Source organism: bacterium (genome assembly GCA_017744355.1).
Taxonomy (GTDB): Bacteria; Cyanobacteriota; Sericytochromatia; order S15B-MN24; family UBA4093; genus JAGIBK01.
Genome location: JAGIBK010000005.1, coordinates 29281 through 54674, shown reverse-complemented (window position 1 = coordinate 54674; position 25394 = coordinate 29281). Strand labels below are relative to the sequence as shown.

The 25394-nt window shown below is 67.1% G+C and carries 26 protein-coding genes; 11 read left to right on the top strand and 15 right to left on the bottom strand.

Annotated features, from left to right (window positions below; translation table 11 throughout):
• Positions 1-51: 51 nt before the first annotated feature.
• From J7643_13220 to J7643_13210, 3 genes are all read right to left on the bottom strand, one after another.
• The gene (locus J7643_13220) at positions 52-1365 is read right to left on the bottom strand and encodes a glycoside hydrolase family 13 protein (GenBank protein ID MBO9541543.1); all 1314 of its coding nucleotides are present in this window, start codon (positions 1363-1365) and stop codon (positions 52-54) included.
• 120 nt (positions 1366-1485) lie between these two features.
• Positions 1486-1851 carry a response regulator gene (locus J7643_13215; protein MBO9541542.1) on the bottom strand — a complete coding sequence of 122 codons (366 nt, stop codon included), beginning with the start codon at positions 1849-1851 and terminating at the stop codon, positions 1486-1488.
• Between the two features lie 58 nt (positions 1852-1909).
• Positions 1910-2548, bottom strand: a complete 639-nt coding sequence (locus J7643_13210; GenBank protein MBO9541541.1) for a hypothetical protein — start codon at positions 2546-2548, stop codon at positions 1910-1912.
• Positions 2549-2592: 44 nt separating this feature from the next.
• Between J7643_13210 and J7643_13205 the strand changes: the two genes are divergently transcribed.
• Positions 2593-3723 carry a HAMP domain-containing histidine kinase gene (locus J7643_13205; GenBank protein MBO9541540.1) on the top strand — a complete coding sequence of 377 codons (1131 nt, stop codon included), beginning with the start codon at positions 2593-2595 and terminating at the stop codon, positions 3721-3723.
• A 47-nt stretch (positions 3724-3770) separates the two neighbouring features.
• Here J7643_13205 and J7643_13200 read toward each other — a convergent pair whose 3' ends face one another.
• Entirely contained in the window at positions 3771-4595 is an 825-nt protein-coding gene (locus J7643_13200; protein ID MBO9541539.1) for a carboxypeptidase regulatory-like domain-containing protein, read from the bottom strand.
• Between the two features lie 175 nt (positions 4596-4770).
• Positions 4771-5268, bottom strand: coding sequence for a hypothetical protein (locus J7643_13195; protein MBO9541538.1), 498 nt, complete (start codon positions 5266-5268; stop codon positions 4771-4773).
• Between the two features lie 170 nt (positions 5269-5438).
• Between J7643_13195 and J7643_13190 the strand changes: the two genes are divergently transcribed.
• From J7643_13190 to J7643_13175, 4 genes are all read left to right on the top strand, one after another.
• The gene (locus J7643_13190) at positions 5439-6977 is read left to right on the top strand and encodes a PAS domain S-box protein (protein MBO9541537.1); all 1539 of its coding nucleotides are present in this window, start codon (positions 5439-5441) and stop codon (positions 6975-6977) included.
• Positions 6978-7047: 70 nt separating this feature from the next.
• A complete protein-coding gene (locus J7643_13185; protein MBO9541536.1) occupies positions 7048-7503 on the top strand; it encodes a hypothetical protein in 456 nt (151 codons plus the stop codon).
• 12 nt (positions 7504-7515) lie between these two features.
• Positions 7516-8436, top strand: a complete 921-nt coding sequence (locus J7643_13180; GenBank protein ID MBO9541535.1) for a hypothetical protein — start codon at positions 7516-7518, stop codon at positions 8434-8436.
• A gap of 178 nt (positions 8437-8614) precedes the next feature.
• Positions 8615-9454, top strand: a complete 840-nt coding sequence (locus tag J7643_13175) for a hypothetical protein (GenBank protein ID MBO9541534.1) — start codon at positions 8615-8617, stop codon at positions 9452-9454.
• A gap of 65 nt (positions 9455-9519) precedes the next feature.
• Here J7643_13175 and queC read toward each other — a convergent pair whose 3' ends face one another.
• The 4 genes from queC to ggt form a co-directional block, all read right to left on the bottom strand.
• The gene (queC, locus tag J7643_13170; GenBank protein MBO9541533.1) at positions 9520-10203 is read right to left on the bottom strand and encodes a 7-cyano-7-deazaguanine synthase QueC; all 684 of its coding nucleotides are present in this window, start codon (positions 10201-10203) and stop codon (positions 9520-9522) included.
• 4 nt (positions 10204-10207) lie between these two features.
• The gene (locus J7643_13165) at positions 10208-10906 is read right to left on the bottom strand and encodes a 7-carboxy-7-deazaguanine synthase QueE (GenBank protein ID MBO9541532.1); all 699 of its coding nucleotides are present in this window, start codon (positions 10904-10906) and stop codon (positions 10208-10210) included.
• Between the two features lie 4 nt (positions 10907-10910).
• Positions 10911-11255, bottom strand: a complete 345-nt coding sequence (locus tag J7643_13160) for a 6-carboxytetrahydropterin synthase (GenBank protein ID MBO9541531.1) — start codon at positions 11253-11255, stop codon at positions 10911-10913.
• 65 nt (positions 11256-11320) lie between these two features.
• The gene (gene ggt, locus J7643_13155; GenBank protein ID MBO9541530.1) at positions 11321-13084 is read right to left on the bottom strand and encodes a gamma-glutamyltransferase; all 1764 of its coding nucleotides are present in this window, start codon (positions 13082-13084) and stop codon (positions 11321-11323) included.
• Between the two features lie 112 nt (positions 13085-13196).
• Between ggt and J7643_13150 the strand changes: the two genes are divergently transcribed.
• A complete protein-coding gene (locus tag J7643_13150; GenBank protein MBO9541529.1) occupies positions 13197-13544 on the top strand; it encodes a hypothetical protein in 348 nt (115 codons plus the stop codon).
• A 10-nt stretch (positions 13545-13554) separates the two neighbouring features.
• Here the strand turns inward: J7643_13150 and folE are convergent, their stop codons facing one another.
• The gene (gene folE / locus J7643_13145; protein ID MBO9541528.1) at positions 13555-14115 is read right to left on the bottom strand and encodes a GTP cyclohydrolase I FolE; all 561 of its coding nucleotides are present in this window, start codon (positions 14113-14115) and stop codon (positions 13555-13557) included.
• Positions 14116-14246: 131 nt separating this feature from the next.
• On the opposite strand from folE, the gene J7643_13140 reads away from it, so the two are divergent.
• From J7643_13140 to J7643_13130, 3 genes are read left to right on the top strand one after another with little or no spacing between them, the layout of a single operon-like run.
• Complete coding sequence (locus tag J7643_13140; GenBank protein ID MBO9541527.1) at positions 14247-14684, top strand: hypothetical protein; 438 nt, start codon at positions 14247-14249, stop codon at positions 14682-14684.
• A gap of 31 nt (positions 14685-14715) precedes the next feature.
• Positions 14716-15102, top strand: a complete 387-nt coding sequence (locus J7643_13135; protein ID MBO9541526.1) for a hypothetical protein — start codon at positions 14716-14718, stop codon at positions 15100-15102.
• On the top strand, positions 15045-16649 hold the full coding sequence (locus tag J7643_13130) for an N-6 DNA methylase (GenBank protein MBO9541525.1): 1605 nt from the start codon (positions 15045-15047) through the stop codon (positions 16647-16649). The genes J7643_13135 and J7643_13130 overlap by 58 nt, the downstream gene beginning before the upstream one ends.
• A gap of 12 nt (positions 16650-16661) precedes the next feature.
• Here J7643_13130 and J7643_13125 read toward each other — a convergent pair whose 3' ends face one another.
• Positions 16662-17162: an O-acetyl-ADP-ribose deacetylase gene (locus J7643_13125; GenBank protein MBO9541524.1), complete on the bottom strand. Its 501-nt coding sequence runs from the start codon at positions 17160-17162 to the stop codon at positions 16662-16664.
• Positions 17163-17166: 4 nt separating this feature from the next.
• Positions 17167-17811 (bottom strand): hypothetical protein, encoded by a 645-nt coding sequence (locus J7643_13120; GenBank protein MBO9541523.1) that lies wholly within the window; start codon positions 17809-17811, stop codon positions 17167-17169.
• 256 nt (positions 17812-18067) lie between these two features.
• Between J7643_13120 and J7643_13115 the strand changes: the two genes are divergently transcribed.
• Positions 18068-18895: a hypothetical protein gene (locus J7643_13115; protein ID MBO9541522.1), complete on the top strand. Its 828-nt coding sequence runs from the start codon at positions 18068-18070 to the stop codon at positions 18893-18895.
• Positions 18896-18929: 34 nt separating this feature from the next.
• Positions 18930-19358: a DUF296 domain-containing protein gene (locus J7643_13110; protein ID MBO9541521.1), complete on the top strand. Its 429-nt coding sequence runs from the start codon at positions 18930-18932 to the stop codon at positions 19356-19358.
• 186 nt (positions 19359-19544) lie between these two features.
• On the opposite strand, the gene J7643_13105 is transcribed toward J7643_13110, so the two are convergent.
• The 3 genes from J7643_13105 to J7643_13095 form a co-directional block, all read right to left on the bottom strand.
• On the bottom strand, positions 19545-21158 hold the full coding sequence (locus J7643_13105) for an L-lactate permease (protein ID MBO9541520.1): 1614 nt from the start codon (positions 21156-21158) through the stop codon (positions 19545-19547).
• 5 nt (positions 21159-21163) lie between these two features.
• Positions 21164-24187, bottom strand: a complete 3024-nt coding sequence (locus tag J7643_13100) for an FAD-binding protein (protein MBO9541519.1) — start codon at positions 24185-24187, stop codon at positions 21164-21166.
• A gap of 195 nt (positions 24188-24382) precedes the next feature.
• Entirely contained in the window at positions 24383-24856 is a 474-nt protein-coding gene (locus tag J7643_13095; protein MBO9541518.1) for a RidA family protein, read from the bottom strand.
• Between the last annotated feature and the right edge of the window lie 538 nt (positions 24857-25394).

Below are 25394 nucleotides of genomic sequence, written 5' to 3'. Positions count from 1 at the left end.
GGGTCCTTACGTCGAGCTGATCAAAGCAAGCTAAAGGATTATATCAGGCGCTCAGGCGAAAACGACCCGCGTATCCTGGGCCTTCACGAGGATGCGCTCGCCCTCGAAGTCCAGGGTCTCGTCGTAGTCCCCCGCGTTGACGGCCACCAGGGCGCGGGCAGTGTCGCTCTCACGCACGAAGGCCACCGTCTTGGTCCGGTTCGAGGCGTGGACCCAGCGCAGGCCTCCCTCGTCGAAGACCGCATGGGCCCGGCGCAGCCCCAGGAACTCGTCGTAGGCCGCGCGCACCGAGCGGTCCCACTTCCGGGGCTCCCAGACCATGGGCGCGCGCGCCGCGTGCGAGTCCCGGGCGGTCATGCCGATCTCGTTGCCGTAGTAGAGCTGCGGGGTGCCGGGCAGGAGGATCTGGAGGGCGAGGGCCAGGCGCAGACGCCGTGCGTCGTGGGCGTGATGACCGAAGTAGCGCTCGGTATCGTGGTTGTCCAGCAGGTTCCAGCAGTGGCGCAGGGCTTCCGGCGGGTAGGCGTCCAGGTAGGCCGAAAGGCGCCGGACCATGGTCTCGGCCCCGATCTCGCCGCGGAAGAAATCCACCACCGGCCGCCGGAACTGGAAGTTGAGCACCCCGTCGTAGAGGCCGTCGCGCAGCTGGGTAGGGACCGCCTCCCACTCTTCGGCGATGACGATCGCATGAGGATTCTGGGCCTTGAGGCGTTCGCGAAAGCGCCTCAGGAAGCTCGCGGGCAGGTGCTGGGCCGCATCCAGCCGCCAGGCATCCACGCCCGGCCAGCGATCGATGACTTCGAGGAGCTTGTCCTGGGTCTCGGGGTCGTCGGTGTCGAGCTTGGGCAACACCCCCCAGCCGAGCCACGTCTCGGCGTTGCCATCGGGCTTCAGGCGGTAGTGCTTCTTGCGCAGGGCCGGGTCCCGGTACCAGGGGTGCTCGAAGCTGGTATGGCCGAAGACCCCGTCGAGGGCGAGCTTCATCCCGCGCGAATGGAGGTCGTCCACCAGGGCCCTGAAGTCCTCGTCGGTGCCCACGTGCGGATCCAGGCGCAGGTAGTCGTCGGTATCGTAGCGGTGGGTCGAGCGGCTTGCGAAGATAGGGGTGAGCAGGACCACGGTCACGCCCAGCTCTTGCAGGTAGGGCAGGGCGTCGCGGATGCCCTGGAGGTCGCCGTTGTAGAAGGTGTGCTGGTGGGTGCGATCGCCCGTGAGCTCGCGCTTGTTCTGCGAAACGGCGACGGGCTGGCCGTGGAAGTGGAAGCTCGCGGGCCGCACGTTCAGGGCCGGGTTGCCGTTGCGGAAGCGGTCCACGAAGAGGTGATAGACCACCTCGTTGCCCCAAGCCCTCGTCTGCCCTTGCACGCTGATTCCCCTCACGTCCTGAAAATGCCCCGCTCTCCATTCTTCCCCAAGCGTGCGAAGGCGCAACGGGAAAGAGGCCTGCGAGGACGATCCTCGCAGGCCTCTGAGTTGAAAGTCGGGCTAGGCGCCGAGAACGTCGCCCAGAAGGTCGACGAGGCGGTTGACGTCGATCGCCTTCTTCATGTAGTGGGTGTGCGGCTTGGCGACGAGATCCGAGACGTCGTCCCCCTGGTCCGCGGTGATGAAGATGATGGGCAGGCTCTTGTACTTGGCCTGCTTGCGAAGGGCCTCGTAGATCTCGCGGCCCGTCAGCTGGGGAAGGTTCACGTCCAGCAGCAGGGCGTCGAGCTTGTTGGCCTGGGCGAGGTCGAGGCCCTTGCGGCCGTTCTCGGCGGTCAGGACCTGATAGCCATGCTCCTGGAGGACCTCTTCAAAGAATTCGAGGGCGTCCGGATGGTCTTCAACGATTAGAACGGTCTTCTTCATGGCTTCCTCCTGCCCCTATGCTACCCGAGGAAGCGGGAAACGAACAAGAGGAGGCAGGTCAGGGGGCCTCGCTCCCCCTGACGCTGTTGAGGTTGGCATGCACGAAGGCTTCGAGCTGCATCAGGCTCGAAGCGATCGCCGAGAGCTCCTCGGCGAGCGCCGGGGATGGGGCGACCTCGACCTGCGAGCGGGCCGTGCGCAGCCGGCCCTGGGCCTCATCCAGCAGGCGGCAGATCTGGGTGGAGGCCATCCAGGTGAGGCGGTACTGGAGATCCCGCTGGGCCCTGGCCTGGGCACTCTCCAGCTCGGCGTCGAGCGCCTGCTCGGCCAACAGGGCGTTCTGGATCGCGACCGCCCCGTAGGCGAGCGCGCGGCTCCAGCGATCGCGCCGCAAGAGCCCCGGCCCGTGGAAGGTAATCTCGCCGAAGGACTTGCCCGCCGCAACGAGCGGGTGCTTCTGGCGCGCGGGGGTGCGCACCTCGCCGTGGTGGACGTGGATGGCCTTGTGCTCGGGCCCCTCGTGGACCCGCACCGCAACCCCCGAAGCCCCCGAGAGGCGCGACAGGTGCACGGCGATCACGAGGGCCACCTGGGCGGCGCTGCTCTGGGCCGCAAGCTCGGTTCGCAGGCGATCCAGCCCGCCGTCGTTCAGGCGGGAAGGGCGCGACCAGGGAGTCGGCAGGAAGCGAGGCCACATGGCCCCTAGCCTACGACAGGCGCGGGCCTGGGTACAAGACCGTCATGTGGAGAATCCCCCGCTTTCGCAACCATCGCAGCCTCCAGGCCGTGCTCGCTACCCTCGACGGCCTTCCCGGCGAGGAGACGACCCTGCTCCAGGCCCTGGTCGACCACCTGGGCTTCGAGCAGGCCGGCCTCTACCGGCGCGAGCCCCAGGCACAGGTGCTCAGCTGGGTCGCAGGGGCGGGCCCCGGCGATCGCGGCGCGCGACGCGAGCTGCCCCTGGAGGCCATGGAGAACGGCCTTGCGCTCGTTGACGGCTTCGTGTCGGGCCTCCCTCTCAAGGGGCACCGCCAGACCGTCGGCCTCCTGGTGCTGGGCCGCCGCAAGGCGGGGGTCCGCCTCTCGGAGGCGGAGCGCCAGACCCTGGCGCAGGCGTGCGCCCTCTTCGCCTTGGGGCTCGAGAACCAGTGGCTCGGCCGCGCTCGGATCGACCAGCGCCTCGCGGCCCTCAAGGCCCAGGAAGAGAGCGAGCTGCAGCAGCGCCTCAACGCGGTGGTCTCCCACCAGCTCAAGACGCCGCTCCTCGTCGGCCAGGGCATGCTCAAGGACGCGATCGACGCCATCGACGACCGCACCCGGGTCGCCAAGCGGCTCGACAAGCTCATCACCTCGCTGACGCGCTTCGAGCGCAACGTCATGCAGAACTTCGACCGCAACGGGATCGCCCTCGACCGCTACCAGCTCGACGTGCGCGCCGTGCCCCTCGCAGCGCTGATCGGGCGCTGCCTGGACGATTTGCGCTACCCGCTCAAGAAGCGCGAGGGCCGGCTCCTCATCGAGGTGCCGAGCCACGTCGAGGTCCTCGCAGACCGGGCCCGGCTCGAGATCGTCTTCGACAACCTGTTCTCAAACGCCCTCAAGGTCCTGCCCACCGGCGGCAGCCTAGAAGTCAGCGCCCACCTGACGGACGACCATGCGGAGATCCGGGTGCGAGACACCGGCCCCGGCATCTGCGAGGCGAGGCGCGACGCCCTCTTCGAGCGCCAGCCCCCCAACCCGCAGGACCCCACCTCGACCGGGGTCGGCCTCTCCATCTGCCGCGAGTACATGACGGCCATGCAGGGCGCGATCGCCCTCGAAGCCACCGGGCCGGAAGGGACGACCTTCCGCCTCACCCTCCGGCTTGCATAAAAAAAGCGCCGCCTCCACGCGGGAGGCGGCGCCAATCGAGCCGTGAGTTAGTTGGCCGGGGTCATGGGGATCATCAGGCTGGTCTTCTTGCCCTTGAGCACGCCGAGCCCGGTCTGCGAGGCGCCCTTGAAGCCGCCGAGGCCCACCGTCAGCGAGTAGGTGTCGGGCTCGAGACCCGAGAACTGGAAGTTGCCCGTCCGGTCGGTCTGGGTCCGGTACAGGTAGCCGGTGCTGCCCGCCTTGGCGACGACCAGGGCGCCGACGAGGCCCTGCTTGTTGCTCGCGATGTAGACGGTGCCCGCGAGGCGGCCCTTGAAGAAGAGGTCCGTGACCGACTTGAAGGTCGGGATGGTGATGATGTGCTCGACCATCAGCTGGCCGTTGGCCATGACGATGCCGCGCAGCACGACCTTGCGGTTGAGGTAGCCTTCAATGCGGCGATCGCGCTTGCCGTCGCTGCCGGTGACCGAGATCTGGGTCGTTTCCTTCTTGAGGGTCAGCATGTACTTGCCGTCCTCGATGGAGCGCACGTAGCCGATCTTGGTGGCGCGCTTGACCGAGAAGTAGCCGCCCGCGGGGGAATCGAAGAGGCCCGCGGTCTGGCGCTCGGCGGTCGACAGGGTGGTCGCCGTCCGGCCGAGGGCCGTCTCGAACTCGCCGAACTCCTTGCTGTCGAGATCGCCGCTCTGGTTGAGCTCGGAGGCCTTCAGGGCCTCTTCATCGGTGAAATCCTGGGCGCTGGTGTCGATCGCTCCCGAATTGCTCTGGTAGAGCGCGGTGGGCGAGCCCTGGGGGGACATGCCGCACGCGCTGATGGCGATCGCCATCACGAGCGAGAGGGCCGGGATCAAGAGCTTGCGAGCTTGCAGCATCCGATTCATTCTCCTTTGGAAGGCCGGACGATTCCGTTAAGAATTTCTTATAACCGATCCGCCGACTTTAATCAAGATTTAACTTCACCTGACCTAAGCTTAATCTTCTTTCCAAAAAGACACCGAGGCCCCCTCCGGGTGGAGGGGGCCTCGGATGTTCTTGGGAGTGGGGCGACTAGGCGCCGCGGCGCGAAGGCTCGGGCTCGAAACCGACGTAGCTCTTGAACTTGCTATCGCGATTCTTTTCGAGGTAGCGCAGGCCTTCCTCGGTGAGCTGGAGCGCCTCGTCCTCGGTGGGCTGGACCAGGTTTTGATCCAGCATCCAGCGCTCGGCGCTGTGGACGCGATCGCCGAAGATCTTGCGAAGCAGGCGATCGGCCGTGCGGCGACCGACGATCCCGCTGGCCATGACCATCACATCGAGGAAGCCCACCAGCTGCTTGCGGTTCTCGGCTTCGTTGAGGGGAGGGACGTAGCTGGGCATCGGCTCGCGCGTCGGAGCGAGGGGGGCACGCCGCCCGGGCTGGCGAGCGGGGGCCGTCGAAGGGGCGCCGCCCAGCTCGCGCAGGGTTTCCTCGAGGACTTCGCGAACGCGCTCGGGGCTCTCGGTGAGGGCCGCCTGCATCGCGCGGCTCAGCACCAGGGCGAGCCGTTCCCGTTGAGATTGATTCATGGAATGCCTCTGGGTGGGGGGTACGACGTCCCCATTATGCCGAGGATCCGAGCGAAGGGCAACCATGCCTACGAAGCGAGGCGCCGAGCTTGAGTTTCGGCGCGGAACGTGAGACGATGATATTTCTTAATAAAGTCTCGTCACGCGCCTTCAGCGAAGATGGAGCGGCCATGAAGCAGACAAAGACTGAGGAAGACCGGGGCGCGCAGGGTTGGACGGATCGCATGTTCGCGCTTTCCCCCGAACCGATCTGCCTGATGAGGCTCGACGGCGTACCCGAGCAAGTCAATCCGGCCTTCACCCAGCTCCTCGGCTACACCTCCGAGGATCTCGCACGGGTCATGCTCCTCTCGCTGGTCCACCCCGACGAGCGCGCCGCGACGCTCGCGATCCGCGACCGGCTCCGCGCGGGCGAGGCCGTCACCGGCGTGACACACCGCATGCGCGCCAAGGACGGCCACTACCACCGTATCGAATGGAGCGCCTGGCCCGACCTGGAAGAGGGGCGGGTGTACGTGCTTGGCCGCAACGCCCAGCGCCTGCAGCAGCGCGCGGATCTCCAGGCCCACGACATCCCCCTGGATACCCTGATCGAGGCCCTGCCCGACATGGTCTTCCTCAAGGACGGCCGCGGGCGCTGGGTGCTGGCTAACGCGCAGGGCCTCCACCTCTTCCGGCTGGATCCCGGCACCTACCAGGGCAAGACCGACCTGGAGCTCGGCGTGCAGAACCCGTTCTTCCAGGAGGCCCTCGAAGGCTGTTACCTCACCGACGAGGAGGCCTGGCACGCACGAGAGCTCCGGCTGGCCGAGGAGACCATCCTCCAGCCCGACAGCCCGGATCGGATCCTCGAGACGATCAAGGTCCCCCTGTTTCACCCGGACGGCAGCCGCAAGGGGATGCTGGTGGTCGGGCGCGACGTGACCGAGCGCAAGCGCGCCCAGGCCGAGCGCGAGCGCCTGCTCGTCAAGGAGCAGAAGGCGAGCAGCGAGCTCGAAGCCGCCCGGCGCCTCGGCGATCTCAAGAACAACTTCGTCAACGCCGTCTCCCACGACCTGCGCGTGCCCCTGACCTCGATCATGGGCTACGCCGAATTCCTGGCGGATGGTCTGGGCGGCTCCCTGAGCGAGACCCAAGAGGCCTACGTCCAGCAGATCGAGCAGAGCGCCCGGCGCCTCGAAGCGCTGGTGAACGATCTTTTGGACTTCGCCCGCATCGATGCCGGCACCTTCCGGCTCAAATCCGAAGAGGCGGACCTGAGCCTCATGATCCGCGAGAGCATCGAGTGCCTCCACCCGCAGCTCGAAGCCGCCCGGCTCGGCCTGGAGCTGGAGCTGCCCAAGGCGCCCCTGCGCGCGCCCATGGACCCGCAGCGCATCGAGCAGGTGCTCATCAACCTGCTGAGCAACGCCATCAAGTTCACGCCCGAGGGCCAGAGCGTCCGAGTCCGCGCCCAGGCGCGCGACGAGAGCCTGTACTGCGAGGTGGTGGACACGGGCGAGGGCATCGCCCCCGAGGAGCTGCCCAAGCTCTTCGCCCGCTTCAGCCAGCTCGAAGGCGGCATCAAGAAGGGCGGGACGGGCCTCGGGCTGAACATCAGCAAGACCATCGTCGAGGCCCACGGCGGCCACATCGGGGTCGACAGCATCCCGGGAGAGGGCAGCACCTTCTGGTTCACCCTGCCCCTCTCGCCTCTTAAAGAAGACTAGTCGGCTGGACGAGGGCCCGGTCGCACGGGTAGCATGAGGAGGTTGCCCGCCTTGTGACGAGGTCCCTCCGATGCCCATCGCCCCCATGCCCCCCGCGATCCCCGCACCCGAGCCCGTCCAGTCCACCCACCTGGTGCTCGGCCTTGCCAACCCCGAGTGGCTACACCTGGGAGTCGAAGGCCGCCGCGGCCGGCTGGGCTACTCGCTCGCAGCCGGTACCCTGGTGCTCGCCCACGACGTGACGGGTACTGCCCGCTACTTCCTGAGCGATCAGACGGGTGGCTTCTTCGCCGAGGCGGGGATCACGGCACTTCGCATGGCCTCGATCAGCGACCAGACCCCCGGCGACTGGTTCGCCATGGGCATGGTGGGGGTCGGCTACCAGATGGTGGTGGGCCGCATGGTCACCAACCTGGGCATCGGCCTCACCCCCTTGCCCCTTCCCCCTTCCAACAACCAGCCGATGTTCTCGTCGAACGCAGCCGCCCTGCCCCGCGTCCTGCTGCAGGCAGGCTTCGCCCTCTAGGAGACACGAGCCATGCGCCGCCTCGCCCTTGCCCTCGTCGCCCCCGCCACCCTCCTGGCCCTCACCGGCTGCCCCACCCCCTACGAGATCCGCAACGGCGATCTCGACAGCGGGCTCGTCTCCGATGCGAGCATCAAGGCGGATCTCGTAAGCGTCACGGTCCCCGCCCCCACCGCGCAGCAGAAGGCGACCCCGGTGGTCATCGCGGTCCACGGCTTCACGGCGACCCCCTTCGAGATGCAGGACGCCGCCACCTACCTGCGCGGCCAGGGCCTCCTGGTCTCCAAGGTGCTGCTCGGCGGCCACGGCACCAGCCTCTCCAAGTTCGAGCAAGCCACCTGGAAGGACTGGCAGGCGCCCATCCTCGACGAGTACAAGGCCCTCAAGGCCAAGGGCTACCAGAAGATCACCTTCCTCACCGTCTCGACCGGCGGCACCCTGGTGCTCGAGGCCCTCAGCCGTGACGCCTTCTCGCCCCAGCCCCCGCGCATCGTGATGCTCTCGCCCATCGCCGAGTTCAAGGACAAGCGCGCAGGCTACCTGGTGCCTCTCAGCTGGCTTGGTGTCAGCGCCGCCCAGAAGGTGAGCGGCACCGGCCTCGGCCACTGGTACCGCAACCGGCCGGTCTCGACCATCGCCTCACTCATCGACCTGACCGAGATCGTCAAGGACCGCCTGCGCAAGCGGATCGTGCTCGCCTCCAGCACCGACGTCCTGATCCTCCAGCCCAAGGGCGACCAGACGGTCGACCCCGTGAGCGCTCCCTTGATCGACGAGGGCCTCAAGGGCGGCGTCCACAAGGTGGAGATGATCGAGTCGGACCTGCACGTCCCCATCCGCCCGGACGGGGTGGACGATCACACCTACACGCCCGCCGAGCTTGCGACCAAGCAGATGCTCCTCGAGAAGATCCTCCAGCACCTGACGTCCTAGGCAGGCCGACCTCTACAAGCCGGCTTCTCACCAAAGCCCCCGCGAACCGATTGGTTCGCGGGGGCTTTATCAATCTTTGGTTGATGAAGTATCAATATTCATTCGCTTCAGCTTTCCAGGTAGTTTGCGATATACCTAACAACAGTTAAGTTTTAGTTTAAGAAAGGACCTGAGAGAGATGAAGAAGTTCGCGATCGCCGCCCTCGTATTGACCGCCGCTCTCGCCGGCTGCGGCACGGTCCCCGGCTCGCTGGGCACCACGCAGCAGGCCATGCAGGCCAGCAGCGCACAGGGCGCGCTCGAGCTCACCGTGATCAAGGGCCTTTCGGATTACACCACGAAGGGTCCCGGCGAAGGGAACGCCTTCGTGTTCCGCGGCAAGCAGGGCAATCGGGGCTTCGAGCTGCACGGGACCTACAGCAAGGCCGGCCCCAACCCCAAGTGGAAGCCCGGCCCCAGCTTCCAGGAGCCCCACTTCAGCGAGAACCTGTACCTCCAGGCCAACTTCGAGGACGTCTCGGACGTCGCGCAGCTGAACCAGATCGTGAAGGCCCTGCGCAGCGCTCGCGTCACGAACGCGGCGGACAAGGCCATCGTCGAGGCGACGGCCGGGCTCCTCGACCAGAAGCGCGACCTGGTGAAGTTCAAGCGCACGGGCCTGGAAGGCGTTCAGCCTCGCCCGCTGACCATCACCTCCGTCCAGCAGGGTGAGATCAAGGTGGCGCCTCCCGTTTCGCAGTTCCCCAGCGTGCTTCGGACCTACTTCTACACGGGCAAGGACGCCAGCGGCACGACGACCTTCCAGGTGCAGACCTGGAACCAGTCGCAGCTGACCCAGGTGGCGCGAGTGCAGATCAACGGCAAGACGGTGAAGGACCGCGCCGCGATCAAGCAGCTGTACGCCAACCTGAAGTTCGCCATCATCCCTGATTCGATCGAGGACAACTACATCCTGGCCGAGCTCTCCAAGCTCCGCTTCGCCGCCGACGAGCGCACCCAGCTCGTCGACCTGCCCTAAGGCTCAACCCACCCAAAAATGAACAGGGGCGGTCGAATGACCGCCCCTGTTTCACGTCCGATGCATCAGCTCAAGGCGAGCGCTGCGTCCGTCACCCCCGCCTCGGCGAAGCCCTTGGCCCGCAAGAGGCACGAATCGCACGTGCCGCAGGGCGCCTCGCCACCCTGGTAGCACGACCAGGTCAGACCGTAGTCGGTGCCGACCGCCAGACCGTGCTGGATGATCTCGGCCTTGGTCCAGTGCAAGAGGGGGGTCTCGATCCGGATCGGCTGCCCCTCGACGCCCGCCTTGGTGCCGAGGCGAACGGCCTCCTGGTAGGCCTGGATGAACTCGGGGCGGCAGTCGGGGTAGCCCGAGTAATCGAGGGCGTTGACCCCGATGAAGATGGCCTCGGCGCCCTTGGCCTCGGCGTAGGAAGCCGCGAAGCTCAAGAACAGGATGTTGCGGCCCGGCACGTAGGTGACGGGGATGGTCTCTTCCATCTCGGCCACGTCGCGGCCGGTGGGCACGTCGAGATCCGCCTGGGTCAGAGCCGAGCCGCCCCAGCGGGTGAGGTCGAACTTCATGACGATGTGCTCGGCGGCCCCCACGGCCTTGGCCACGGCCCGAGCCGAGTCCAGCTCACGCACCAGGCGCTGGCCGTAGTCGAAGGAGAGGGCATAGACCTCGTAGCCCTGGGACTTGGCCAGGTAGGCGCAGGTGGTGCTGTCCAGGCCTCCCGAGAGGAGGACGACGGCTTTCTTCGACATGATTCTAGATTCCTCGCTTGTCGCCCCACAGGAGGCGATGGAACTGGGGCAGGGCGCGCCACTGGTAGGCCGCCCAGAAGGGATCGGCGAGCAGGTGATCCTCGACCATGGCGCGCATGCCTTCGAGGTAGTCGCCCGCACCCTGCTCGGAGTTGCCGACGGGCTGGATGATCACCGGAACCTTGCGCTCGGCGATCGCGGGGAACTCGGAGAGCAGCGCCTTGACCACCGCCAGGTCCTCGCCGCCGTTCACCACGAACTTGAGCTGGAGCTTGTGAGCGTAGTGGGTCAGGAACTCGCCGATGACGCGCTTATTGGGCTTGTGACCGCTGGAGCCGAGCTTGGGGCTGATGCTCCAGAGGTCCACCCGGTCGTAGGGCTTGAAGATGGTGCCGTTGGTCTCGATGGTGACGTGGCGATCGCCGACCACGGCGAGCACGGGCGCGAGCTCCTGCATCATGGGCTCGCCACCGGTGAAGACCACGTCGTTGGCGTGGACCTCTTCGAGGATCCGCTCGGGGGACATCTCGGTCCCCTCGACCATCTCGCCTTCCTTCCAGGAGTAGGTCGTGTCGCACCAGGCGCACTTGAGGTTGCAGCGCAAAAAGCGCACGAAGGTGCTGGGCACGCCGATGCGGGTGCCCTCGCCCTGGATGCTGGTGAAGATCTCGCAGACCTGGTAGGTCGAGGTCGCCACGGTCATGCCTTTAGGCCTCCTCGAAGCGGCACCAGGAGTTGGGCCCTTCGTGGACGGTCACGGCGCAGACCTCGGGGATCTGGGCCTTGAAGCGCTCGTAGAAGTGGCGCGAGAGGCCCTCGGCGGTGGTCTGGATGCCGGGCAATTCGTCGTTGAGGTAGGTGTGGTCGGGCAGGAGCTTCTCCAGCGCCTTGAGAGCGTTGAAGTCGATCAGGATGCCCAGGGCGTCGAGGTCGGTGCCCTTGACCTCGACGTCCACGAAGTAGGTGTGGCCGTGCAGGCGATCGCACTTGCCGGGGTGACCCGGAATGCGGTGCGCGGCTTCGAATTTGAGGCGTTTCGTCAGCTTGTACATGCTTCCCATCTTATCAGATGAGAAGACGAAACCCCAGTGTTGGCGTGGTTCTCGGGGGTGGCGGGCTAGTATCCGACCGCCAGACCGCCCTTTCGGGGATCCGCCCAGCCCTCGAGGGTGCCGTCCGGCTTGCGCACGATGGCCTGGGCATCGCCCAGATACCGCACCTTGATGGTGTGACCCATGGCCATCAGCTCCGAGAGGACCTTGGGGTCGAAGCCGTTGGGCTCCACGTCGATCTGGTCGGGCAGGCCCTGATGGTGGAAGCGGGGCGCGACCACCGCCTGACGGGCGTTCATGCCGTAGTCCAGGACGTTGAGCATGACCTGGAGGGTGGTGGTGGGGATGGTCGAACCGCCGGGCGAGCCCACCGCCATGAGGAAGCGGTCCTGCTCGTCCAGGACGAGGGTGGGCGACATGGAGCTGAGCATGCGCTTGTTCGGCGCCACCGCGTTGCGCTCGCCCTGCACCAAGCCGTAGAGGTTGGGGGTGCCCGGCTTGGCGGCGAAGTCGTCCATCTCGTTGTTGTAGAGGACTCCGGTGCCCTTGGCGACGATGGCGTTGCCGTAGGCGCCGTTGAGGGTGTAGGTGTTGCTCACCACGTTGCCCTTGGCATCGGCGACGACGAAGTGGGTGGTCTCCAGACGCTCACCGAGGCCGGGCATCTTGGAGTACTCGGGAGTGGAGCGCTCGGGGTCGATGGTGGCGCGGCGGGCCTTGAGGTAGGCGGGATCCATGAGCTGCGCGATGGGGTTCTGCACGAAGTCGGGATCGCCCAGGTACGCGTTGCGGTCCGCGTAGGCGCGGCGCTCCACTTCGGTGACCAGGTGCATCATGGGCGCGGTGTGGTAGCCCAGGGCCTTGAGGTCGTCGCCTTCGAGCATCTGGAGGATCTCGGCGAGCAGGATCCCGCCGGAGCTGGGCGGCGGCATGCTGATCACGCGCTTGCCCTTGTAGGTGAAGGCGATGGGCTCGCGCCACTTGGCCTGGTAAGCCGTGAGGTCCGCCTCGGTCATGATGCCGCCGTTCGCGGCCATGTCCTTCGCGATCGCCTTGGCCACCGGCCCGGCGTAGAAGCCATCGGGGCCCTTGTCGGCGATGAGGCGCAGGGTCCCGGCCAGGTCCTTCTGCACGAGGCGATCGCCCACCTTGAGGGGCTTGCCGTTCTTGAGGAAGATGCGCGTCGCCTCGGGGTCGCGCCGCAGATCCGCCTGGTACTTGTCAAGCGAGGTGGCAAGGCCCTGATCGACGATGAAGCCCTTCTCGGCCAGATCGATCGCGGGCTGGACGAGCTGCTTCCAGGGCAGGTGACCGAGCTTGCGGTGGGCCTCGTAGAGGCCGCGCACCGTGCCGGGGGTGCCGGCGCCCAGGCGATGGGTGAGGCTGAGGTCGGTCAGGTTGCCCTGGGCGTCCAGGTACATGTCGCGGGTGGCCTTGGCCGGAGCCGTCTCGCGGTAGTCGAGGGCGTAGGTCTTGCCCTTGGCGTCGCGGGCGACCATGAAGCCGCCGCCGCCGATGTTGCCCGCCTCGGGCCAGGTCACGGCCATGGCCAGGGCCACCGCGACCGCCGCGTCGAAGGCGTTGCCGCCCTTTTTCATGACGTCCACGCCCACCCGGCTTGCGATCGCCGAGACGCTGGAGACCAGGCCGTGCGCGGCCTTCACCGGCTCACCCGTCGCCTGGTAGCGCCAGGCAGCAGGGATCGGGGTGGGGTTCGCCGCGAGGGTGGCGCCGGGGGCGCTCACCAGGGCGGCGAGGACGAGGGAGGCGGCAATGAGGGTGCGTGACACGAAAGCGACTCCTTCAAAAGCAAGCAGGGCTCCCCACATCCTACCCGGACTTTTCAAGCACGGCCAGGCATGCTAAATTAATTACGACAAATCGTTATTGAATCAAAAACACCCACCGCACGCCCCCCTCTTCGCTTCAGGAGGTCGCGCCATGACATCAGCCCGCCTCAGCGCCCTCGCCTTCGTGCTGGTAGCCATCGCCGGCTCCTCGTGCGCCACGCCGACCGAGAGCACCACTCTCGCGCGCAGCACGCCCCAGTCGCGCCTGATCGCGCAGGGCAAGGCGAGCGCCGAGCGCGACTTCAGCGCCGACAACTGGAGCCTCTCGGTCAAGCGCAAGGATCGCCTGCAGGTCTACATCGCCGAGACGCCGGACTGGTATCAGGTGGTGGAGCAGGAGCTTCCGCGCTCCCAGCGGGACTTCAATACCCTCAAGGAGGCGATGGCGTACGCCAACCGGCAGTATGCCGATTGGCCGCTCATCTCGCTCGATCGGTGAGGTAGCCCGCCTAGCGGGTGGTCAGCATCAGGAATTCGGCGCGGCGATCGCTCCGGGCGAACTCCCCTTCGAAGGCGGTGGTGACCATGGTCGAGCCTTCCTTGCGGACGCCACGGCAGGTCATGCAGCCGTGGACCCCCTCGACCAGCACCGCGACGCCCCGGGCGCCCAGGTGGGTCATCAGGGCCTGGGCGATGTGCTGGGTCATGCGCTCCTGGATCTGGAGGCGACGCGCGAAGCAATCCACCAGACGCGCCAGCTTGGAGAGGCCCACCACCCGGTCAGAAGGCAGGTAGGCGATATGGGCGCGCCCGTCGAAGGGCAGCATGTGGTGCTCGCAGGTCGAGTCGAAGGGGATGTCCTTGAGCAGGACGAACTCCTGGTACCCTTCGACCTCTTCGAAGGTCGTCGAGAGGATCTCGGCGGGGTCCTGATGGTAGCCGGCGAAGATCTCGGTCCAGCTGCGCAGGACCCGGTCGGGAGTGTCCTTGAGACCCTCGCGGTCGGGATCCTCGCCGATGATCTCGAGCAGCGTCCGAAGCGCCTGACGCGCGCGCTCCTCTTGACTCATCGGGACTTGGGTTTCGATCGCCACGGCGGCCTCCTTGTTCTGACCCTGATCTTTCGCTTCGGCCCTGGGTTCTAAGCTCTTGAGCGGGCACTCGCCCCATTATACCGCGATTTCGAGAGAGGAGACGCCAGATGAGCACGCTTCAGACCCTCGCTTCGACTTTTGCCGTGTACAAAACCGCGCGTCGGCTCGAACTGCTGGAGGTGCATTGCCGCGTACGCCTCACGGGACGCCCCTATCTGCTTGGCGAGCGCCCCCTCTTGGCCCTCTGCCTGAGCGAGCGTGGGCACGAGACGGCGGCGCTGGTGGAGTGGGACGAGAGCATCTGGTGGGCCGAGCGCTTCGGCCACTGGAGCCTGCTCGCCAGTTGCCTGGGGCTGATGGCCCCTTACTTCCCGCGCGAGGCCCTCGGCATTCTCGACGGGCTAAAGGGGGCATTCCCCCCGAGCGCGCGTCGTTACTGGAGATCGCGCCTTCTTGCTGCGAACCGGCGCCACGCCGAGGCCAGCGCCTCCATGCCGACTGTGATCAGAACCACCGACAGGCAGCGAGATCGGTTGCTAGTTTGAGGCTTGGGGCCATATCCCCCAGGAGGCACTGATGGAACCATCGAACCAGGGAACTCCCCAAGGGCGTTCAGGACGCTCGATCTTCGACATGGCCGAGATCCGGGGTGGCTGGGGATCCGGTCGCTCGGCGGCCCGCGGCGGCTCCGCCGAGCGCGCACCCGAGCCCCAGCAAGAACGCCCTGTGGATCGCACCGTGGATCGCGCCATGGATCGCACCGTCGAGCGCCAGCCGGATCCGCGCACCAAGTCGGTCGCCCTCAATGATCGCCAGCTTGCGCTGACCATCGGGGCCATCGAGCACGTCATCGGCGAAATGCGCCGCCTGCCGGGCACCGAGGCCACGCTCAAGGAGTTCGAAAGCTGCCTGTACCCGCTTCGCCAGGCCCTCGCGATCCTGCCCCCGGCCTCGACCAAGTAGGCCCAAGCGGCAAATCGATCAAGGCCAAGCAGCAGCTCGGGCAATTCTTCACCCCTGCCTCCCTCGCGGGTTTCGCGTGGGAGGCCGTTGCGTTGCTGCAGTCGAAAGGCGCCTCGCGCCGCCCCACCGTGACCCAAGGCGCGCTCGAACCCGCCATGGGGGCGGGGGTCTTCCTGCGCGAGGGCCTCGCCCGTGGCCTCGACGCCTCCACCCTGGTTGGCGTGGACGTGGATCCGACGCTCGGCCCCCAATGGGAGGTCCTTTCCCAGGCGCATCCCGCCCTGCGCCTGGTGCGCTCCGACGCGCTCTTGCCCCATCCGGTCCTCGAAGGGCCCTTCGATGTGGTGATCGGGAACCCGCCCTACGGCTCGGCGGGCCTCGAAGCGATCGCCACCCCTGAGACCGACGAGGCGCTCGCGCTCGCCCAGGCCGTGCGGGAAGACTACGACATCCATCGCAAGCCGGGTGCGCCCCTTCGCCCCGAGCGGCTCCATTCCTTTCCCATCGAGTGCCTCTTCGTCGAGCGCTGCCTGCGCCTGTGCGCCGAGGGCGGCTTCGTCGCCCTGGTGCTGCCCGAGGGGCTCCTGAGCAACCAGCGCCTCCAGCACGTTCGTGACTGGGTGGAGCGCCACGGTACCGTCCGCGTGGTCGTCTCGCTGCCCCCCGGCACCTTCCGCACCGAGGGGGCCACGGCCCGCACCGCCCTGGTCGTGATCGAGAAGGCCCAAAGCCACGAGCCGGCCATCCTGTTCGAAGCCCCGCGCGCCACGGCTTACCCGGGCATCCTGGACGCCCTCGAAGCGAAGCTCAGGGGCGCCGAGGCGTCGGTCGCTCTGGCCCCGTCACTCTTGGGGCAGCGCTGGGACCCGAGGTTCTGGTCGCCTTCCGTTGCGAGGCCCCTCGACGCCATCGAGGAGCGCTACTCCTTCGCCCCTCTGGGGGACTTCCTGGCCTTCATGACGTACGGCCCCATCGTCACGGGCCGGCAGCGCGAGGTGAGCCCCGGTGAGGTGGTGATCCTCAACCAGGCCGAGCTCGGCTTTTCAGGTCTGGAGTGGTACCGAGCCCAGCGCGTCGCGGCCGACTCGCCCTACGACCCGCCGCGGAGCAGGCCCCAGCCGGGAGATCTCCTCTTCGCGCGATCGGGAGCAGGCTCGCTGGGCAAGGGCCGCATGGCTGTGCTGGAGGAGGCGATCCGGGCGAACGTGGGGTGCTTCGTGGACATCCTGCGCTTTGATGGGCTCGATCCCCATTTCGCCTGGCTGTATCTCGCTTCGCGCTTCGGGCAGGGCCAGATCCGACGCCTGATCAACGGGGTGGCGACCCCAAACCTCTCCTTCAAAGAGCTTCGGAGCCTGCGCGTGCCGGTGCTCCCCCCGGATCGCCAAGAGGCCCTCGCGCGGCTCTACCGGGTGAGCGTGCGACCGCTGCATCGGGCCCTCCAGGAAGCCGCGGCCGATCCCCTGCGCCGCAAGGCGGCCGAACAGGCCATGCGCGAGGCGATCGCCACCTTCGAGCATCGCCTGGCCCATGAGACGGCGGAGTAACACCCGCTCCGGCTAGGTCGCAGCCTGATAAGCGTGCAGCACCTCGTCCGAGAAGCACACGAAGCGAACCAGCTCGATCTCCGGATGCTCCGCCATGAAGCGCTTCACCTCCCCTACGGCGATGCGCGAGGCCCGTTCGAGGGGAAAGCCGAAGATCCCGGTCGAGATGGAAGGAAAAGCGATCGAGCGAAGACCGTTCTCGCTGGCGAGCGCCAGGGCGTGGCGGTAGGCGCTGGCGAGCAGCTCGTCCTCTCGGTGGGTGCCGCCGCGCCACACCGGCCCGACCGCATGGATCACGAAGCGCGCCGGTAGCCGAAAGCCCGGGGTGATGCGGGCCTCGCCCGTCGGGCAGCCTCCCAGGGCCGCGAGGGCCAGCAGGATCTTGGGCCCCGCCGCGCGCTGGATGGCCGCAGCCACCCCGCCCGCGCCGATGAGGGTCGTGTTGGCGGCGTTGACGATGGCGTCCGTGTCCTGCCGGGTGAGATCCCCCGGCACCACTTCGAGACGCCCCACGGCCCTAGACGCGGAGCATGGCGTAGAGCTCGCGCCGCCCGGGCGTGCCCTCCACGTCGGTGAACTCGCTGAGGATGAGTCCCGCCTGCGGATGGTAGGTGTGGGCGCTCGAGCCGTTCTCGTTGACGGTCGAAAGGCGCAGGCAGCCGTGGAAGCGGCCCGCCTCGACGTCCACCGGCCCCTCGACGAAGTAGAGCTGGAAGCTGACGGTGGTCTCGTCCAGCTCCTCGGTCCAATCGCGCGGCTGAATGGGGAAGCGCCAGATCCAGTCGTGCGCCACCAGGTTGCGCTTTCCCTTGACCTCGGCCGCCACACCCTCGGCGGTACGGATCACGTCGTAGGTGTAGCGATCGCCCCGGGCCTCGCGCTGCTCGATGGTCGCGCGCGCCGCGGCCCCCTCTTGGCCCGCGAGGACCTCGAAGGTCCCCCAGCCGCTCACTTCGCCCTCGACGGTCTCCTTGAAGACCGCGAGATGCCCGGGCGTCATGAGGAAGTAAGACGCCACTTCGCCTTCCGCCGGAGCCTGCCAGTCGCCTTCGTGCCGCGTGGCCTCGGTCGTGAGGCGCGCGACGGCCTCCGGATCGAAGCCGCAGACTTCGAGAGCAAATTCGAGGGTTTCGGGGAGGACAGGAAGAGACGGCTCGCGCATGGGCGCAACTCCTTCGGAAAGAGGCAGAAAGGGAAAAGGGCATCAGCAAATTGCCCTTCGCATGCTAACACGGGCCCCCACGCGCGGCACGGCGCGAGGCGTGATCTATGTCATCAACAAAACTCTGTTACAAACCGTAAAGGTTTATATCTTGTGATAACGACACTGACATGGTTATACTTGGAACGCTCGGTTACCTGAAGCTCCGTCACCAGCCCATTCGCCGCCTCATCCTTGCCCAAACCGGAGGCCACTCGTGGAAGAGACCCGCAGCACCGGCGAAATCGCGCCGGCCGTCAGCGCTCGCATCACCCCTGAGGATGCCCAGTACCAAGACGTGGTGCAGCGCCTGTTCGTGCAGAACGAGGCGCCGAGCACGACGCTCGATCACGACCGCCTCAAGGTGAACCTGATCGCCAACGTGAGCCACGAGCTGCGGACGCCCCTGTCGACCATCGTCGGCTTCGGCTCCATCCTCGACGACGAGAGCATCGGGAGCCTCACTCCCTTGCAGCGGGACTGCGTGCGCAAGATCCTCGAAGGCAGCGAGACCATGCTGCGGGTCGTCTCGGACCTGCTGGTGTTCTCCCAGCTCGAGGCCGACGCCTACGTCCTCCACAAGACCATGGTCGCCCCGGTCGAGACCATCCAGGCCACCCTCAAGGCCATGCAGCCCGTCCTCGACGCCAAGCACCAGCGCCTCGAGGTCAAGCTCGATCTGCCCCTGCCCGCGCTCTACGCCGATGGCGAGCGCCTGGTGCAGATCTTGAGCAACCTGCTCGACAACGCCTCGCGCTTCACCCCGTCGGGCGGCCAGATCGCCCTGCGCTGCGGCAAGGAAGGCAACGACCTGGTCATCGAGGTCGCCGACCACGGCATCGGGATGGCCCCCGAGCACCTGGAGCGGATCTTCGACCGCTACTACCAGATCCGCGACCAGCGCCTCAAGCGCACGGGCGGCACCGGCCTGGGCCTGGCCATCGTCAAGCGCCTGGTCGAGCTCCACGACGGGGCGATCGCCGTCGAGAGCGCTCCCGACCGAGGCAGCCGCTTCATCGTTCGCCTGCCCGTCCTGCGACCATAGCGCACCCCGTAACCGACAATCAGGAGGCGACGCGTTGATCTGGACTGAAGTGGATCCCAGAACGCGGCTCATCGCCTTCGCCCCGGGTGAGTCGTTCCTCGACGGCCTCCTAAAACTCGCCGCAGAAAAGCAAATCCAGGCCGCGCGCTTCACGGCGATCGGTGCCTTCAGCTCGGTGACCCTCGGGTACTTCGACCGGGCGCGCAAGGACTACCAACCGAACACCTGGAACGAGCAGGTCGAGGCGTGCTCCTTGATCGGCAACATCAGCCTTTTCGAGGGGCAGCTGAAGGTGCATTGCCACGCGGTGATCGGCACGTCGAACGGGAGCGCCCACGGGGGCCACCTGCTACAGGCCATCGTCTGGCCCACCCTGGAGGTTTTCCTGGACGTGCTGAGCGTGCCGCTCGCTCGCACGCGGGATCCGCAGACGGGCCTAGCGCTCTTCCCCTCGGCCGAATAGCCCAGCGCGGAGCAGCACGGGGATCAAGCCACCAACCCCTAGCGCGAGCAGCCCCATCCACCATAGCAGCGCCATGCCTCGCGACGTCCCGAAACTCAACGCAGGCAGGGACAGCAAGCACAGGACAAAGGCCAAGCCCAGTAAGCGCCACCTCATGCCACGCTCCTAACGAAACAGCCACAGGCACTAGAGCGCAGGACGGAGCGCCGCCAGCAGAAGGCTCCCCGCCCCGCACAACAAGCCCATCACGAGCGTCCAGGGAATCGTCTTGCGCAGGACCTCCCCCTCGTCACCGGCATTCCCCGCCGTCGCCGTCCCCAGCACCACGTCGGCCGGCGCGATGGCGTTGCCGATGGCGCTGCCGGTGCAGTGAGCCGCCAACACGGTCGAGACCGGGAGGCCCTCGAGGTGCGCGACCCGCATCTGCAGCGCCCCGAAGAGGGCGTTGGAAGCTGTCGTGCTCGAGGTCATGAACGCCCCCAGGACCCCAAGCCAGCCGCTCGTGAACGCGTAGACCGGAGGCGAGGCGACCTGGGAGATCCCAAGGGCGAGCACCTCGGTCTGGCCCGAGTGGCTCATCACGCAGCTCGTCACCAGGAAGCTGATGACGGCCACGGAGGTGGGCACCGCCTCGCGCGTGAGGCTTCGAAACAGGCCCTCTCGCCCGTGCTCTGCGGCGTAATAGCCGCAGCGGCGATAGACCGCGTAGCTCAGGCCCGACGTCACCAGCAAGTAGGCGCCGGGGTGCGCGAAGGGCGAAAAAGGCGAGTAGGGCGCTGCTCCCGCGGTGACGAGCCCGAAGCCGGTCCCGACGCTCGGAAACGAGAAGCCGAACTGAAGCCCCTTGAAGAAGGCATGAAGCGGCGGATAGGCGCTCACCAGGACGGCCACCAGGGTCAAGACCAGGTAGGGGAACAGGGCCATTCCGAGGCCCATCGCGGGCGCTGCGGCACCCTCTTGAGGCTGTCTCCGCCGCATGATGGGACTCGGCCCCAAGCCCTCGAAGGGCCTTGCGAAGCGCTTCCAGCGGGAGAGGGGGTAAAGCGCCAGCAAGGCCACGAAGGACGGGAGGAAGGCCGCCAAAGCCGGATCCCAGAGGGTCACGAGGATCTGACCGCCCCCCATGAGGACGCTGCCTATCGCGAGCAAGGGCCAGCTCTTGCGCAGGACCGGCCCCCTGCCGTACATCCAGGCGATGCCCGCCCCCGCTCCGAAGACGGGGATGCACAGCAGGATGGCGGCCTGAAGCGCCGTCGGGCCCGGGTCGGTCAAACCGGTCACGCGAAGCAGGGTGAACCAGGATGCCGCCAAGGTTCCGAACAGGTGGCCCCAGGCGCTCCCGATGAGCGGGATGGCCACCGCGTACAGGGGCGCCACTCCGAGGGCGATCAGCAAGGGGGCCACGATGGCGATGGGGGTGCCGAAGCCGGCGACGCCCTGCAAGAAGGAGTTGAAGACCCAGCCGAAGGCCAGGACGAGAAAGAACTCGTTTTGGCTGAAGCGCATGAGCCCCTGGCGCAGCGCATCGAAAGCACCCGCTCGCCGGGTGATCTGGTAGAAGAGGAGCGAGGGCCAGATCACGTAGAGGATGAAGAGGGCATCCCAGACCCCCTTTCCGCTCGCCACCGCCAGGGTGTGCCAGGGCGTCCGGAAGGCGACGAGCGCGATCGCCGCCGCCGCGAACATCCCGACCGGACCCGCCTCCACCCCCTTCCAGCGGAAGGCCGCGAGCAGCACGAACAAAAGGACGATGGGCAGCAGGGCCAAGGCCCAGTGCAGCGGATCGACGGGAAGCTGCATGCGCCCTAGCCCCGCCTGCGCTGCATGGCCCCCCAGGCCAAGAGGCCGGCGATCGCAAGCGCCCCCGCCCCGACCATGAGGGGGATGCGGGATAGAGCGCGGGCTTCCTCGCCGATCGTCTCCGCTTCGGGCTCGGCCAGTCGCCCCTCGGCGCGCAGGCCGTCGCGGATCACCTCCGCCAGGTGAAGGGCATGGCGGCCCGTTCCCTGGGCGATCTGCTCCCGGCAGCTGAAGCCGTCCGTCACGACGAGGACCTCGTCGCCGGCCTCCCTCACGGCAGGCAAGAGCAAGCGCTCTCCGACCTTGATCGAGACGTCGCACTTGTCCTCTTCGAACCCGAACGAGCCCGCCATGCCGCAGCAGCCCGTGTCCGGCTCGTGCCAGTCGAGGCCGAGGCGATCGATGAGGCGACGCTCCGTCCTGAAGTCCAGGACGGCTTTGTGGTGGCAGTGGCCGTGCACCACGGCTTTCCCCGAGAGCGCGGGCAGTTCGAAATCGGGTGCCTTCTGGTCCAGGAACTCGCTGAGCATGAACGCCTGCTGCTTGAGGCGCTTGGCGTCTTCGTCATGGGGAAAGAGGTTGGTCAACTCGTCGCGGAAGACGGCCATGCAGCTCGGTTCCAGGCCCACGATCGGGATGCCGGCCCTGATCTCCGGCCTCAGGACCTCGAGGATCTGCGTCAGCTGAGCCTCGGCCTTGTCGAGAAAGCCGTAGTCGTAGAGGGGGCGGCCGCAGCAGAGGGGCTCGTCGGGCACGACGACCTGGAACCCGGCCGCTTCGAGCACCTCGACGCCGGCCTTGGCCACCTCCGGGTGGAAGTGGTCGTTGAAGGTGTCCGCCCAGAGGATGACCCGCGCCTCGCCTTCGTTTCGGCGCTCGCGCCGGCGGAACCAGGCCCTGAAGGTCTCGGGGGCGAAGGCCGGAAAGTCGCGCTCCGGCGCGATACCCGCCAAGCGCTTGGCCAGCTCGGAGACGATCGGCGCCTGCGTCAGGAAGTTCGCGATCGCAGGCAGGCGAGAGGCCAGACGTGCCCACCGGTTGATGAGGCCCATCGCGTACGCCGAGCGGGGGCGCAAACGGCCCTCGTAGTAGTGGGAGAGGAACTCGGCCTTGTAGGTGGCCATGTCCACGTTCACGGGACACTCGGCCTTGCAACCCTTGCAAGAGAGGCACAAGTCGAGCGCCTCCTTCACGTGCGGGTCGCGCCAGCCGCCCTTCAGGACGTCGCCCTGCAGCATCTCGAAGAGCGCATGGCCCCGGCCGCGGGTCGAATGTTTCTCCTCGCGGGTCACCATGAAGCTCGGGCACATGGTGCCGCCCTCGATCCGGCGGCACTTGCCGACCCCCACGCAGCGCAGGGCCGCATGGGCGAAGCTGCCGCCCTCCTCGGGGAACTTGAAGTGGGTCTTCGGGTTCGGCGGGTTGTACCCGGTGCCCAGCCTCAGGTGCGCGTCCAGAGGGTAGGGATTCACCATCTTGCCGGGGTTCATCTTGCCCTCGGGATCCCAGATGGACTTGAACTCCCTAAAGGCCTCCATGAGCTCCGGCCCGAACATCTTGGGCAAGAGCTCGGCCCGGGCCTGGCCGTCGCCGTGCTCGCCCGAGAAGGAGCCGCCGTAGCGGACCACCAGGTCTGCGGCTTCCTCCATGAAGGCGCGGTAGAGCTTGATGCCCTCCGCCGACGCCATGTCAAAGTCGATCCGGCAGTGCAGGCATCCCTGCCCAAAGTGGCCGTAGTAGGCACCGTGATAGCCATACCGGTTCATCAAGGCGCGCAGATCGCGCAGGTAAGCGCCGAGCTTCGCCGGGGCGACCGCGGAATCCTCCCAGCCCGGCCAGGTGTCTCCCATCCCCGGCACCATGGCCGTGGCACCGACGGCCGATTCCCTGATTCCCCAGAGCTGGACCTCCTTCTCCGAAAGGTCGAAGAGGCGCATCTCCGGCGGATTGGGCCCTGCTCGCAACGCGTCCAAGAGGGCCTTCGCCCCCCGATCGGCCTCCTCGCGGTTCTGGCCGCCGAATTGCGCGATCAGCCAGCCCCTTCCCGGTGGCAGGAGGTCCAGGTGCTCGGTGTGGAGGTGCTTCTTCTGCATGTACGAGATGAGCTCGTCGTCCATGCCCTCGAGGGCGATCGGCTCGCACGCGAGGATATCGGGCAGGCGATCGCAGGCGGTGTAGATATCCGGGAAGCCGAGGACCACGAGGCTCTTCACGGGTGGGCTATCGACCAGGCGCGTCGTGGCTTCGAGGATCGTGACGCACGTGCTCTCGGTGCCGACCAGGGCACCGGCGAGGTTGAAGCCGTGCTCCGGCAACAAGTAGTAGAGGGGATAGCCGGAGATGTTGCGCGGAATCGGCGGGAACTTCGCCCGGATGAGGTCGGCGTACTTGTCCCGCAGGGCCCTGAGGCGCCCGAAGATCTCGCCGCGCCGGCCACCCTCCTGGATGATCGCATCGAGCTCGTGATCCTCGTAGTGGTTGCGGACCCTCATGCGCAGGCCATCATAGGTCGCAATCTCGAGCTCGAAGATGTTCTCGGAGGTCTTGCCGGCCATCTGGGCGTGGACGCCACACGCGTTGTTGCCGATCATCCCGCCGAGGGTGCAGCGGCTGTGGGTGGCGGGATCGGGGCCGAAGGTGAGGTGGTGCGCCTCTGCGGCCTCACGCAGGGAGTCAAGGATGATGCCCGGCTCGACGCGGGCCCGCTTCTCGGCGGGAGCCAGCTCCAGGATGCGGTTGAGGTACTTCGAGAAGTCGAGCACGACGGCGAAGTTGCAGCACTGGCCCGCGAGGCTGGTGCCGCCGCCCCGGGAGAGGATCGGCGCCCCGAAACGGCGGCAGACGGCGAGCGTCTGCAGGACGTCCTCGACGCTCTTCGGGATCACCACCCCGATGGGGACTTCCCGGAAGCTCGAGGCGTCGGAAGCGTAGAGGGCGCGAGAGCCGGCGTCGAAGCGCACCTCGCCGGATATCGTGGCGCGCAGCTCCTTTTCGAGCTCCGCGACCGGGACCACCCGCTCCGGCCACATGGTCACGCGAAGGGACCGCAGTCTCGAAGCCGCCTCTCGACCGTCCATCACCCGCCTCCTTTGCGCCCGGCCTGGATGCGCGCCCATCATAGGAGGCGATGCCGAACCCTTAAATAGGAGAGCGAGACATCCCACAACAGGAGAAGGGCGCCCACTTGGGCGCCCTCGGGTGAATCAATGGTTGGTTGAGGTCTATCAGCCGAGCTTCTTGGCGACGAACTCGACCTCGACGGCCGCCCCCAGGGGCAGCTCGGCCACGCCCACCGCGGCACGCGCATGGCGGCCGTTGTCCCCCAGCACCTCGACCAGGAGGTCCGAAGCGCCGTTGATGACCTTGGGCTGGCCCGTGAAGCCCTCAGCGCTCGCCACGAAGCCGCCGACGCGCACGATCCGCACGTTCTCGAGGGCATCGTCCCCGCCGCCCAGCGCGCTCTTGATCAGGGCCAGGCCGTTGATGGCGCAGAGGCGCGCGGCCTGGTAAGCATCATCGACGCCGACGTCGGCGCCCACCTTGCCGGTGCAGGTCAAAGCGCCGTTCGCCATGGGCAACTGGCCCGAGACGTAGATCCAGCCGTCCAGCTCCACGACCGGGAGGTAGTTGGCGACCGCCGCATTGGGGGCAGGAAGAGAGATGCCGAGCGCCGTGAGGCGTTCTTGAACCGTGGCCATGGATCCTCCATTCAGCAAAATTTCATCGAGAAGGCGCATCCTAGCAAGGGTGGACCGTTCTGTCCAGGGCAGAGAGAGAGGGGGAGGCCCCCGCGATTCGAAGGGGTAGCAACCTGGCGTCCATCGCTTGCGCGCGCTAGACTCTTAGCCCCACCACGCTTCACGGAGGCAAAATGGCTTCACCGTACCGTCCTGCTCGCTGGACCCCGGGGCTGCAAGGCCAGTTCCTGGCCTTCTTCCTGCTGACCACCGCCGTCATCCTGGCGCTGGGATGCTGGCTCTTCTACCAGCAATCGAGCGCCTTCTCCCTGAATCAGTTCCGAGAGCGGCTGCGCGAAGAGATCAGCTTGATCAGCGCCGCGGTGGACGGGGATGCGCTCGAAAGCGTCCGGACCATGGACGATGGAGCCTACCAGAAGGTCCATCAGCAGCTCCGGCGCTTGCAGGCGAGCCACGGCAACATCAACGACGTCTACACCATGAAGCCCATCGGTGGAGACCCCCGATCCACCCGCTGGCAGTTCATGGTGGATGCGGC

Bases quoted from the DNA above. Each gene is read 5' to 3' on its own strand.
- J7643_13185 (MBO9541536.1), top strand. From the start codon at position 7,048: ATGCCCATCGCCCCCATGCCCCCCGCGATCCCCGCACCCGAGCCCGTC.
- J7643_13180 (MBO9541535.1), top strand. From the start codon at position 7,516: ATGCGCCGCCTCGCCCTTGCCCTCGTCGCCCCCGCCACCCTCCTGGCC.
- J7643_13120 (MBO9541523.1), bottom strand. From the start codon at position 17,811: ATGCGCGAGCCGTCTCTTCCTGTCCTCCCCGAAACCCTCGAATTTGCT.
- J7643_13135 (MBO9541526.1), top strand. From the start codon at position 14,716: ATGGAACCATCGAACCAGGGAACTCCCCAAGGGCGTTCAGGACGCTCG.
- J7643_13210 (MBO9541541.1), bottom strand. From the start codon at position 2,548: ATGTGGCCTCGCTTCCTGCCGACTCCCTGGTCGCGCCCTTCCCGCCTG.
- J7643_13150 (MBO9541529.1), top strand. From the start codon at position 13,197: ATGACATCAGCCCGCCTCAGCGCCCTCGCCTTCGTGCTGGTAGCCATC.
- J7643_13195 (MBO9541538.1), bottom strand. From the start codon at position 5,268: ATGAATCAATCTCAACGGGAACGGCTCGCCCTGGTGCTGAGCCGCGCG.
- J7643_13175 (MBO9541534.1), top strand. From the start codon at position 8,615: ATGAAGAAGTTCGCGATCGCCGCCCTCGTATTGACCGCCGCTCTCGCC.
- J7643_13140 (MBO9541527.1), top strand. From the start codon at position 14,247: ATGAGCACGCTTCAGACCCTCGCTTCGACTTTTGCCGTGTACAAAACC.
- J7643_13165 (MBO9541532.1), bottom strand. From the start codon at position 10,906: ATGACCGTGGCGACCTCGACCTACCAGGTCTGCGAGATCTTCACCAGC.
- J7643_13100 (MBO9541519.1), bottom strand. From the start codon at position 24,187: ATGTGGCCGGAGCGGGTGGTCCCGGTCGCGGAGCTCGAAAAGGAGCTG.
- J7643_13205 (MBO9541540.1), top strand. From the start codon at position 2,593: ATGTGGAGAATCCCCCGCTTTCGCAACCATCGCAGCCTCCAGGCCGTG.
- J7643_13095 (MBO9541518.1), bottom strand. From the start codon at position 24,856: ATGGCCACGGTTCAAGAACGCCTCACGGCGCTCGGCATCTCTCTTCCT.
- folE (MBO9541528.1), bottom strand. From the start codon at position 14,115: ATGAGTCAAGAGGAGCGCGCGCGTCAGGCGCTTCGGACGCTGCTCGAG.
- queC (MBO9541533.1), bottom strand. From the start codon at position 10,203: ATGTCGAAGAAAGCCGTCGTCCTCCTCTCGGGAGGCCTGGACAGCACC.
- ggt (MBO9541530.1), bottom strand. From the start codon at position 13,084: ATGTGGGGAGCCCTGCTTGCTTTTGAAGGAGTCGCTTTCGTGTCACGC.
- J7643_13105 (MBO9541520.1), bottom strand. From the start codon at position 21,158: ATGCAGCTTCCCGTCGATCCGCTGCACTGGGCCTTGGCCCTGCTGCCC.
- J7643_13160 (MBO9541531.1), bottom strand. From the start codon at position 11,255: ATGTACAAGCTGACGAAACGCCTCAAATTCGAAGCCGCGCACCGCATT.
- J7643_13215 (MBO9541542.1), bottom strand. From the start codon at position 1,851: ATGAAGAAGACCGTTCTAATCGTTGAAGACCATCCGGACGCCCTCGAA.
- J7643_13190 (MBO9541537.1), top strand. From the start codon at position 5,439: ATGAAGCAGACAAAGACTGAGGAAGACCGGGGCGCGCAGGGTTGGACG.
- J7643_13200 (MBO9541539.1), bottom strand. From the start codon at position 4,595: ATGCTGCAAGCTCGCAAGCTCTTGATCCCGGCCCTCTCGCTCGTGATG.